This window comes from Pseudoalteromonas sp. APC 3495 (assembly GCF_030407645.1).
Taxonomy (GTDB): Bacteria; Pseudomonadota; Gammaproteobacteria; order Enterobacterales; family Alteromonadaceae; genus Pseudoalteromonas; species Pseudoalteromonas tetraodonis.
Genome location: NZ_JASDDA010000033.1, coordinates 35,563 through 45,653 on the forward strand (window position 1 = coordinate 35,563; position 10,091 = coordinate 45,653).

The 10,091-nt window shown below is 40.6% G+C and carries 10 protein-coding genes; 8 read left to right on the forward strand and 2 right to left on the reverse strand.

Going from position 1 to position 10,091, the window contains the following annotated elements; genetic code table 11:
* Nucleotides 1-17: 17 nt before the first annotated feature.
* The 6 genes from QL984_RS13345 to QL984_RS13370 all read left to right on the forward strand — a co-directional run bounded on the left by QL984_RS13345 (nucleotide 18) and on the right by QL984_RS13370 (nucleotide 4,543).
* On the forward strand, nucleotides 18-1,319 hold the full coding sequence (locus QL984_RS13345; RefSeq protein ID WP_029609982.1) for an ATP-binding protein: 1,302 nt from the start codon (nucleotides 18-20) through the stop codon (nucleotides 1,317-1,319).
* On the forward strand, nucleotides 1,312-1,665 hold the full coding sequence (locus QL984_RS13350; protein ID WP_028834667.1) for a cupredoxin domain-containing protein: 354 nt from the start codon (nucleotides 1,312-1,314) through the stop codon (nucleotides 1,663-1,665). Before QL984_RS13345 ends, QL984_RS13350 begins: the two co-directional genes overlap by 8 nt.
* A complete protein-coding gene (locus tag QL984_RS13355) occupies nucleotides 1,652-2,392 on the forward strand; it encodes a hypothetical protein (protein WP_064662776.1) in 741 nt (246 codons plus the stop codon). The genes QL984_RS13350 and QL984_RS13355 overlap by 14 nt, the downstream gene beginning before the upstream one ends.
* On the forward strand, nucleotides 2,389-3,102 hold the full coding sequence (locus QL984_RS13360) for a hypothetical protein (protein WP_028834668.1): 714 nt from the start codon (nucleotides 2,389-2,391) through the stop codon (nucleotides 3,100-3,102). Before QL984_RS13355 ends, QL984_RS13360 begins: the two co-directional genes overlap by 4 nt.
* A gap of 260 nt (nucleotides 3,103-3,362) precedes the next feature.
* Nucleotides 3,363-3,572, forward strand: a complete 210-nt coding sequence (locus QL984_RS13365) for a cold-shock protein (RefSeq protein WP_008467029.1) — start codon at nucleotides 3,363-3,365, stop codon at nucleotides 3,570-3,572.
* A 212-nt stretch (nucleotides 3,573-3,784) separates the two neighbouring features.
* Nucleotides 3,785-4,543, forward strand: a complete 759-nt coding sequence (locus QL984_RS13370; RefSeq protein WP_096038962.1) for a transporter substrate-binding domain-containing protein — start codon at nucleotides 3,785-3,787, stop codon at nucleotides 4,541-4,543.
* Nucleotides 4,544-5,116: 573 nt separating this feature from the next.
* Here QL984_RS13370 and QL984_RS13375 read toward each other — a convergent pair.
* Nucleotides 5,117-6,340, reverse strand: a complete 1,224-nt coding sequence (locus tag QL984_RS13375) for a NupC/NupG family nucleoside CNT transporter (RefSeq protein ID WP_013462846.1) — start codon at nucleotides 6,338-6,340, stop codon at nucleotides 5,117-5,119.
* Between the two features lie 17 nt (nucleotides 6,341-6,357).
* The gene (gene udk / locus QL984_RS13380; RefSeq protein WP_013462847.1) at nucleotides 6,358-6,987 is read right to left on the reverse strand and encodes a uridine kinase; all 630 of its coding nucleotides are present in this window, start codon (nucleotides 6,985-6,987) and stop codon (nucleotides 6,358-6,360) included.
* A gap of 192 nt (nucleotides 6,988-7,179) precedes the next feature.
* Between udk and QL984_RS13385 the strand changes: the two genes are divergently transcribed.
* Together QL984_RS13385 and deoD are read left to right on the forward strand one after the other, a co-directional pair.
* A complete protein-coding gene (locus tag QL984_RS13385; RefSeq protein ID WP_028834670.1) occupies nucleotides 7,180-8,397 on the forward strand; it encodes a phosphopentomutase in 1,218 nt (405 codons plus the stop codon).
* A 65-nt stretch (nucleotides 8,398-8,462) separates the two neighbouring features.
* A complete protein-coding gene (gene deoD / locus QL984_RS13390; RefSeq protein ID WP_008110728.1) occupies nucleotides 8,463-9,164 on the forward strand; it encodes a purine-nucleoside phosphorylase in 702 nt (233 codons plus the stop codon).
* Nucleotides 9,165-10,091 lie beyond the last annotated feature (927 nt).

Sequence of the window (10,091 nt, forward strand, 5' to 3'; positions counted from 1 at the left end):
AAAGGTAACCATGCACTATGTCAATTCGTAAGCGTTTAACACTTATCTTACTGTCAATGATGGTGTTAACCTGCTTTTTAGCTTTAGTAAAAGGCTATCAAAAAAGTATGAGCCATGGTGAGCAATTACTCGATAGTGAGCTAAAAGTGGTGGCTGGAGTCTTGATGCAACAGCCTCTATCTATAAACGCTATGGCGCCAAAAATGCAAGAAAGCGCCCAGTTACTGTATCAAATTTGGCAAAGTGGTGAGCTACTTAGCGGTTCTGACGAATTAAATCTTGATTTGAGCCAATATCAAGCAGGTTTTCAAACGCTTAATATTGCAGGGCAGCGAATGCGGGTATTCGTTTTTGCTACTTCTTTACGCACCGTTATTGTTGCCGAGCCGATTGCTAAGCGGTTTGAGCTTGCCGAGGCGGTGATTTTATCAGCCATGTTACCCATGTTATGGGCGGTTCCTTTGCTTGCGCTATTTATTAGCTTTTTTGTTAAATATGCACTGGCACCGTTAACCCGTTTATCAAAACAGTTAGCCCTGCGCCAAGCAAATGATTTCACAGCGATCAATTGGCAGGTGACGGATGAAGAAATAAAACCAGTGATCAGCCGCTTAAACGACTTATTTAAACGCGTAGAAACGGCCTATTTACGAGAGCGTTTTTTTGCCTCAGATGCCGCCCATGAATTACGTACACCCCTGAGCAGTTTAAAAATTAATGTGCATAATTTGGCCGCCCAACAAGGCGATAACCAAGAATTACAAGCCATGACTCAAGGTATTAATCGACTCACCAATATAGTGGAGCAAATGCTAATACTAGGGCGTACTCAGCCAGAGCAGTGGCAAAAGCAGTTTAAAGAACAGTCATTATTAGCGATCACGCAAGAAGTAGTTAGCCAACTATATGAAAAAATAGAGGCTAAAAATCACACTATTAGCCTTGAGGGAGATGACTTTACTATTAACGGTGATGAGTTTACCTTAGTGACGTTGATTTCAAACCTACTGAGTAATGCTATAAAGTACGCGCCTGCAAACGGACAAATAAAAATTACCCTAAAGCAGATGCACAGGCAGCGTATTTGGCAAATAGAAGACAGCGGTCCAGGTATGACGGACGATCAAAAACAACGGATATTTAACCGTTTTTATCGCGTTGGCGGTGACCAACATCCTTCGGGTGAACAAGGTGCGGGCTTAGGCATGGCAATAGTCCAGCACATTATTGCTATTTATAGCGCTGAAATTAATTTAACAGACAGCGATTTGGGCGGCTTAAAAGTACAGGTAGTTTTTGCAGGAGCTAAATGTGATTAAACGACTTATTCACCCCTATTTATATTGTTGCGTATTTTTATCATTTAACGCCGCCAGTAAAGACTATCTTATTGTACTTAAAGATCATTTGTTTTATCCCGCAGAAATCGTGGTGCCAGCCAATAAAAAGGTACGCTTGTTAATCGAAAATCAAGATAGTACGCCTGAAGAATTCGACAGTTTCGATCTCAACCGAGAGAAAGTACTTTACCCTAATCGCAAAAGCGTTATCTATATTGGGCCGCTAACTCCTGGGCGTTATGAATTTTTTGGCGAGTTCTCGCCCAATACGGCGCGTGGTGCTGTAATAGCGACCGAAAAGGAGGGTTCTGATGCTAATAACTAGCCTTGTGATGAGCCTCAATCAGTTATTGCCGGTGGCCATTTTACTTATTTTACTCCAAGTGATTGCCAAGCAAAGTTTAGTGAAGGTACTGGGGATGCTTGTTTTAGGTGTGGGGTTATCATTTTTATTTGTAAAAAGTGCTCCGCTAATTAGTCCCTTGTTCGACTACCAGGGTTTAGAATATACCCAAATTGCTTTATGTGTTTTAGTGTTTATCAGTGCGCTGTACTACGCCATTAAACAAGCAACGCCTGCATTTATGATTGCGATTATCAGTGTAATGACTCTTTATTTAAGTCATTACATTATTTACCTGATTGGCTTTTGGCAAAACAACGAAGCAGCACAAAGCTTATTTATTGGCACTTTTTTAGGCTTAGGGATATGCAGTAGCTTTAGTGTGTTGTTGTATTTTTTATTGAGTGCAATCAAACAGCGCTTTGGGCTTATCCCTTTATTGGTATTGTTAGCATTAAACAGTGCGGCAAAACTGGTTGTGGCACTTGATTTGGCGAGCCAAATTGATTTGATAGCAACAACGGCAACCGTATGGGATTTACGTGCTATTTTAACTGAAAACTCAGAGTTTGGACGGGTTTTGCGCGCACTTATCGGTTATGAGGCTACGCCTAATTTAACCAGTGTTTTAAGTTATGTGCTGAGCAGCGTGTTATTTTTATCAGTTTGTTATTTTATTCCTAAATCAATAACTAAGGAACAATCATGAAAGCAATAAACCTATTTGCAGCCACTGTATTAATTGGTTTTTGTTTATTAATACCTAAGCTGGCTTATGCTGATGGCATAGTGGTTGATAAAGTTTATCATCCTTATGTGTTGCCGTTTGAGCGCGAGCTAGAGTGGCGGCTTGTGTCACATCAAACCGACAGTGGTAATATTTTAGCGCAGCGCGTTGGCTTAGGCGGCGCAATTAACGACACCATGGCATTGGAAGGCTATTTAGTGGGCGAGCGCGATGATAATGGTGACTTTGGCTTGCAAGCGTATGAGTTAGAACTTCGTTGGCAGTTAATAGAGCAAGGCAGGCTATGGGCTGATTGGGGCGCGTTATTTGAATTTGAAAAACAGCATGACGCCGACGCATACGAAGCAACCACCGGTTTTGTGATTGAAAAAGAGTTTGGTCGTGCAAGTCTCACTATGAATGCATTTTTAGTGTACGAGTGGGGCCAAGATATACAAAATGAGTGGGAAAGCGAATTTAGAGCGCAATATCGCTACCGCTATTTGTCTGCTTTTCAGCCCGCGGTTGAGGTTTATCTTGGCGAAGACTTTGTCGGTATTGGCCCCGGATTTATAGGGTTACATCGCTTTGATGGACAAAAACAATTAAAGTGGGAAGCCGGTTTTATTACTGAAATCAGCCAGTCAGAGAAAAATCATAGCTTTAGAATGGCACTAGAATTTGAATTTTAAGCTCTTTAAACAAGTACTTAATTTATAAAGCGGGCTGCTTAAGCTATTTTATAAATTAAATCGCATTAAGGGTTGACTTGAGTCTGTAACTCTATATAGTAGTCCGCAGCTAGAAAGAAAGCATGATAATTTATAAATCTCCATTTCGTTGTTGTATAAGTAATACTTGTAGTACCGTCCTGAAGTTTTTAAGTACCATCTCATTTTTTGCTACACCGCCCATTAGGGCACAATTTAATTTTTATATCAGGAATAATACTATGTCTAACATCGTATCAGGTACAGTTAAGTGGTTCAACGAGTCTAAAGGTTTTGGTTTCATCGAGCAAGAAAATGGTCCAGACGTTTTCGCACATTTCTCAGCAATCAAAAGCGAAGGTTTCAAAACTTTAGCTGAAGGCCAACGTGTAGAGTTCACTCTTTCACAAGGTCAAAAAGGTCCTCAAGCTGATAACATCACAGCTCTATAATTTTACTTTTAAGTAAAATGAAAAAAAGCGCTTAAGGCGCTTTTTTTGTGTCTAAAATTTAAGATCTGCCACCACTGTGTTGCGCAAATATATCACCACGGTCATTTTCATTTCTATTTACATCACCTGCTATTTTTAACATTATAAAAGTGCTATAAATTAATAGTTTCTACATGCTTTCTAGGTTAAGGTTATTACTTAAATTATAGGGGGTGTTTATTTTTAAATTTACATTATTAGCGTTAGGGTTGCTATTTAGCCATAATATCCAGGCTAATGCGCCTAAATTGGTTATTTATACCGAAAGCTTTGCCCCTTACAATTTTCAAAATGAAGCTGGGCAGCTAGCGGGTATTAATCATGATATAGTGAAAGATGCTTGTGCTCGTGCCGCACTAGAGTGCGAATTTATTATGTTACCTTGGAAGCGTGCTTACCAGTTAGTGCAAAATAACCCACACTCAGCCATCATTTCTCTAGCAAAAACGCAAGAACGTATTCCTCTTTTTGAATGGGTGGGACCTTTGGTATCGAGCCAAACCTACTTTTTTAAATTAAAAACTAGCGACCATATTGTGATGAATGATATATCACAAGCTAAAAACTACTCGTTGGGCATAGTGCGAGGCGACATTTATGAAATGCTGGTGCGTCGACTTGGGTTTGTTACCGATAAAAACTTATTACTGTTTAGTGAAGCAGACTCATTTATGCGACTGTTTTTTAAAAAACGCATCGATTTAATTATTGGCTCTGACTTTACTATTGATCATCAAACTGAGCCATTTGGGTACTCTAGGGATGACTTGGTGAAGCTCAAGCAAATTCATGTGGATGAGCTTAAAGGCAACTATATTGGCTTTAACAAAGCCGCTTCACCTGTGGTAGTAAAACGCTTTAATCAAGCACTTGAGCAGCTTAAGGCAGAGTCTGGCTATGAAACTTACATTAAACGTTATGTAAAAAATTAAGCCTATAGACAATATTAAACACGCCTAAGCACAGAAAAACTCAAAAAGTTCCCACTCAATAATGCCTATATTACCTCTTCACAGCCATTCATTCTTGTTAACTTCGCTACCTTTTATACTCTCAAGTGCCTTGTAAAGGGCTAATAAGTAAATGCTCCTACAGCTACACAGTTGTTCATATTTTTTAGTAATACCAATTCGCTTAATTAAGTGGTCTATTTTGAGGCTGGAAAAACGAGTTGATAGCTAGGCAAAAAATTCGCTATTTAGTTGTTCTAAATGAGAATTTTTTAACACAGGTAGCGACACGTTTAGCCCCGCAAAATGATTAAGTATTATTGCGGATTGGTATAAGTGCAATGATGGCTTTTGATGGCGTAAAGAGTGCGTGAATGAAAGCTTTGCTAGGGAATTTTTAGGTATGAATTTCTGAGGATTTAGAAAGTAGAGGCTATAAAAACGATAAAAGGGCCTTGCGGCCCTTGGTGAAGTATCGTTCAAGTCAGATAGTGCTTTAACCCCTTAAAGCGCTATCCTATTGTTTTGCAACAGTTGGATCGTCTCATTAAGTTTCTAAGCTAGCGAGAGGAAAAACCCAGCAATTGCTGCGCTCATAAGGTTAGCCATAGATCCTGCTAACACTGCTCTGAGCCCTAAGCGTGCGATATCCTTTCGCCGACTAGGCGCCATACCGCCTAATCCACCTAGTAAAATGGCTATCGATGATAAGTTAGCAAAGCCACACAAGGCAAAGGTAACAATTGCTTGTGTATGCGCACTCAACGTATCGCGATAATTTATAAAGTCTAAGTAAGCAACAAACTCATTTACTACTAACTTTTGACCAATAAAGCTGCCGGCTAAAATTGCCTCATTCCACGGTACACCTAATAACCATGCAACAGGGGCAAACAAGTAGCCTAAAATTTCTTGTAGCGTTAATGTAGGGTAATCAAACAACCCACCAATACCGCCTAATAAACCGTTTAATAACGCAATCAGTGCAACAAATGCTAAAAGCATAGCACCTACGTTTAATGCTAAGTGCATACCGTTTGCTGCGCCTGATGCTGCTGCGTCAATAACATTAACCGGTTTGTCGTCGCCTAAATCTATATCGGCTAAATCATCTTTAGGTGTTTCTGTCTCTGGCACTATCATTTTTGCCATTAAGAAACCACCTGGTGCTGCCATAAAACTGGCTGCAATTAAATATTTAAGGTCTACACCAATAATTACGTAACCGGCCATTACAGAGCCTGCTACGGTGGCCAAACCACCTACCATTACGGCAAATAACTCAGATTTGGTCATTGTCGCAATAAACGGTTTAACAATGAGTGGCGCTTCAGTTTGGCCAACAAAAATATTTGCGGTGGCTGAAAGCGACTCGGTGCGAGAGGTTTTCAATAATTTTTGTAAACCACCGCCTAAAATTTTAATTATCCAATCCATAATGCCTAAGTGGTATAACACAGCAACAAGTGCTGAGAAAAACACAATAACTGGCAATACTTGAATGGCAAAAATAAACCCTAGCGTATCTTGCGATGCTAATGGGCCAAATAAAAAGCCAATTCCATCGTTGGCATACCCAATAACCGATGAAACGGCGCGAGACATACTCGCTAATACATTTTTGCCTGCTTCAAAAAACAGTACAAAACCGCCGATAATGACTTGCATTAAAAATGCGATACCCACGGTTCTTAGTTTTATTGCTTTGCGATCAGTTGAGGCCGCAAAAGCGATGCCTAGTAGCACTAGCATGCCTACTAAGCTCATAAATGTTGTCATACAAACGTTTCCCGTTGTTATTCTTGTAAAATGTACTTTATTTTACTTTTTATAATATCAATCGCAACGCGATTCATACCGCCTCGAGTCACAACTAAGTCAGCGTTATGCTTTGAAGGCTCAATAAATTGATAAAACATCGGTCTAACAGTTGCTTGATATTGCTCAACAACAGATTGTAATGTTCTGCCTCTTTGTTCCATGTCGCGTTGCATTCGGCGCATTAAACAAATATCCAATGGCGTATCTATAAACACCTTGATATCAAATTCTTTATTAAGCGCTTTATCACTCAGTAATAAAATGCCTTCTACAATGAGTATTTTAGCCGAAGCCACACGGCGCGTTTTATCGCTACGTGTATGCTGAGCATAATCATAAGTTGGTACTTCAACAGAGTGGCCATTTCGAAGTTGCGTTAAATGCTCAAGCAATAGCTCGTGTTCAAATGCATCAGGATGGTCGTAATTCGTTTGCGTACGATGTGCCATCGGCAAATGCGATTGATCCTTGTAATAAGCATCTTCTTCAATAATGGCGATAGCGCCTGGTTCAAGCTCATTTACCAATTCATTGTAAATAGTTTGGCTAAATAGAGATTTGCCGGACGCCGATGCGCCTGCAATAGCTATAATAGTTCGTGTCACTAAAGTTCTCACCCACACAGAAGGATATATTGTTGGTAGATCACAATAGCAAAAAAGACACGATTAATCTCTTTTGCTTCGCTTAAGAGTGCAAATTTATAATGTTTAGGTTTTATGAAACAGGACTTATGTCCTGTACGGAAAATTCGAAGAGCAGATAAAGTAACCACCTAGAACAGATGTGAGGTCACAATGGCAAGAGCAATTATCTTAATGGCGGATAGTTTAGGAATTGGCGCAGCACCCGATGCAGATAAATTTGGTGATGTTGGTGCTAATACATTCGCACATTTACTCAAGGCATATTATGACGAGACTGGCAGTAAGCTTTCGCTTCCTAACCTTTCAAAATTAGGGTTAGTGGATGCATGTGAAGCCGCTGGTAAAGAACCCTGTTTAGTTGCTGAGCGGCATGAACCACAAGGTGCATGGGGTTACGCAAAAGAGCTTTCAAGCGGTAAAGACACGCCATCGGGTCATTGGGAAATGGCAGGCGTGCCAGTGTTATTTGATTGGGGTTACTTCCCTAAAACACAGCCGAGTTTCCCACAAGAATTTGTAGACGAGTTTATTGCTCGCACAGGTATTCCGGGCATTTTAGGCAATTGCCATGCCTCAGGAACCACGATTTTAGAGCAGCTAGGTGAAGAGCACGTAAAAACAGGTAAACCAATCTGTTACACCTCAGCTGACAGTGTGTTTCAAATAGCCGCGCATGAAGAATCATTCGGCCTAGAGAAGCTTTATCAAGTTTGCGAAATCGCACGGGCGCTGCTTGATGAAATGAATATAGGGCGAGTGATTGCGCGGCCATTTTTGGGTTCTAATAATCAAGATTTTGCCAGAACAGGTAATCGTCGTGATTATTCAGTATTACCGCCATCGCCAACATTGCTTGATGTACTTGCAAAAGACGGTGGCGAAGTTATCAGCATTGGTAAAATTTCAGATATTTATGCGCATCAAGGCATTACCCAAAAGCATAAAGCGCCAGGGTTAATGAACTTGCTAGAAAAAACCAGCGAAGTGGTGGCGACTGCGCCGGATCACAGTTTGATTTTTACCAATTTAGTTGATTTTGATGAAAAGTTTGGTCACCGCCGAAATCCTGTTGGCTATGCGAAAGCGCTCAAAGAGTTTGATGATTACTTACCCACTATTTTAGCGCAATTAAAGCCGGATGATTTATTAATGATCACCGCCGATCATGGCTGTGACCCGACCTTTCCAGGGTCTGAGCACACCCGTGAATATGTGCCGGTTATTGCCTATCAGACAGGGATGAAAAATACCCCGCTGGGCGAACGCAATAGCTTTGCCGATATTGGCCAAACGCTTGCACAATGGTTTAATCTTAAAGCGTTAGAATATGGTGATGGCTTTATTGATAAGCTGAACACAGTTAAGTAACTTAAAAATACGCTCGTTATTTTTAAAGTAATAGGGCTTTTAGCCAAACAAAAGGAAAACAATCGATGAGTACTCCGCATATCAGTGCAAACGTAGGTGATTTTGCCGAAACAGTATTAATGCCAGGCGATCCGCTACGCGCACAATATATTGCTGAAAACTTTTTAGATGATGCAGTGCAAGTAACCGGCGTACGTAACATGTACGGCTTTACTGGAACTTACAAAGGTAAGCCAGTGAGCATTATGGGTTCTGGCATGGGCATTCCTTCAATGTCAATTTATGCTCGTGAGCTTATTGTCAGTTTTGGCGTTAAAAATATTATTCGTATAGGTACCTGTGGTGGTATTGGTAGCGATATTAAAATTCGCGACGTAATTTTTGCACAAGGTGCAAGCACAGATTCAAACGTAAATCGTGCCCGCGTTCGTGGTACTGACTTTGCTGCCATTGCTAACTTTGACCTACTTTTAAACGGCGTAAATGCAGCTAAAGATTTAGGTATTGATGCAAAAGTAGGCAACGTATTTACTACCGATACTTTTTATCAAGCAGACGACACGTTTTATAAAGATCTAGACAAACTAGGTGTACTCGCTGTTGATATGGAAACAGCTGGCTTATACGGCGTAGCAGCAGAATACGGTGCAAAAGCAATGGCATTATTTACCGTCAGTGATCATGTAATCACAGGCGAAGCAACACCTGCAGATGAGCGTCAAACCACGTTCAACGAAATGGTTAAAATTGCCCTAGAGTCAATTTAATTAATCTCTTAGGTTAAATACAACAGTTCCTTGGTAACGTATTCACTAAGTTTTGGAGACACGCCCAAAGTGAAGTGAGACTAAACCCCCAAAGCCGCATTTTATGCGGCTTTTTTTATGCCTGAAATTTAGGTGTGAGATTCGGGTCTCGGGGGGCGGGCCACGGGTTTTAGGTTCCTAGGTTTCAGGTTAAAGGTTTTAGCAGTCGCTCGCAGCTCGTCACTCGAAGCCCGTTGTCTTCTCATTTACTCTCATTCACTTCTCTGTGTTTAAACAAGAAATTAGACTTTAGATGTCAGATTAAAATGCGCGAGGTAAACTTCCGCCTACTGATATGGTTACCTTCTAAATTTATTTTAGGCGGGGCTTTATGCCGCGCAAGGTCATTAATTTAAAAAATATTTACCACCGAGAACACTGAGTTCACAGAGAAATGCTTAAAAAAAATACCAATTCACCTCTGTGTAGCGCAAAGCGCCTCGGAACCCTCTGTGGTGAAAAATTGTTTTTAGCAGTAAGTGCCTTTCGTAGCAGCGATTTTATATCGCGTCAGGTCTAGGATATTAAACACAAATGCGCGAGGTAAACTCCCGCCTACTGATATGGTTAACTTCTGAATTTACTGTAGGCGGAGCTTTATACCGCGCAAGGTCATTATTCACAAAGAGGACAAAGAGACGCTGCGCTAAAAGAGTAGATTAAAGGTCTCAGGTTTTAGCACTAGCTCGTTGCTCGATACTCGTCACTCGAAGCTCGCTGCCTTCTCATTTATTTCCCTGTCAGTATTTATAACTTAATGCTAATGTTTAAGTTATAAAACTTGCTTTTAAAATGAACCACTTTAAAGTTTTAGCTGATAGCTGATAGCTGATAGCTGATAGCTGATAGCTGATAGCTGATAGCTGATAGCTGATAGCTGATAGCTGA

What these genes read in the sequence shown, in the direction of transcription:
- deoD (WP_008110728.1), top strand. Translation starts at nt 8,463, where the DNA reads ATGAGTACTCCGCATATCAGTGCAAACGTAGGTGATTTTGCCGAAACA.
- QL984_RS13355 (WP_064662776.1), top strand. Translation starts at nt 1,652, where the DNA reads ATGCTAATAACTAGCCTTGTGATGAGCCTCAATCAGTTATTGCCGGTG.
- QL984_RS13345 (WP_029609982.1), top strand. Translation starts at nt 18, where the DNA reads ATGTCAATTCGTAAGCGTTTAACACTTATCTTACTGTCAATGATGGTG.
- QL984_RS13375 (WP_013462846.1), bottom strand. Translation starts at nt 6,340, where the DNA reads ATGACAACATTTATGAGCTTAGTAGGCATGCTAGTGCTACTAGGCATC.
- QL984_RS13360 (WP_028834668.1), top strand. Translation starts at nt 2,389, where the DNA reads ATGAAAGCAATAAACCTATTTGCAGCCACTGTATTAATTGGTTTTTGT.
- QL984_RS13385 (WP_028834670.1), top strand. Translation starts at nt 7,180, where the DNA reads ATGGCAAGAGCAATTATCTTAATGGCGGATAGTTTAGGAATTGGCGCA.
- QL984_RS13365 (WP_008467029.1), top strand. Translation starts at nt 3,363, where the DNA reads ATGTCTAACATCGTATCAGGTACAGTTAAGTGGTTCAACGAGTCTAAA.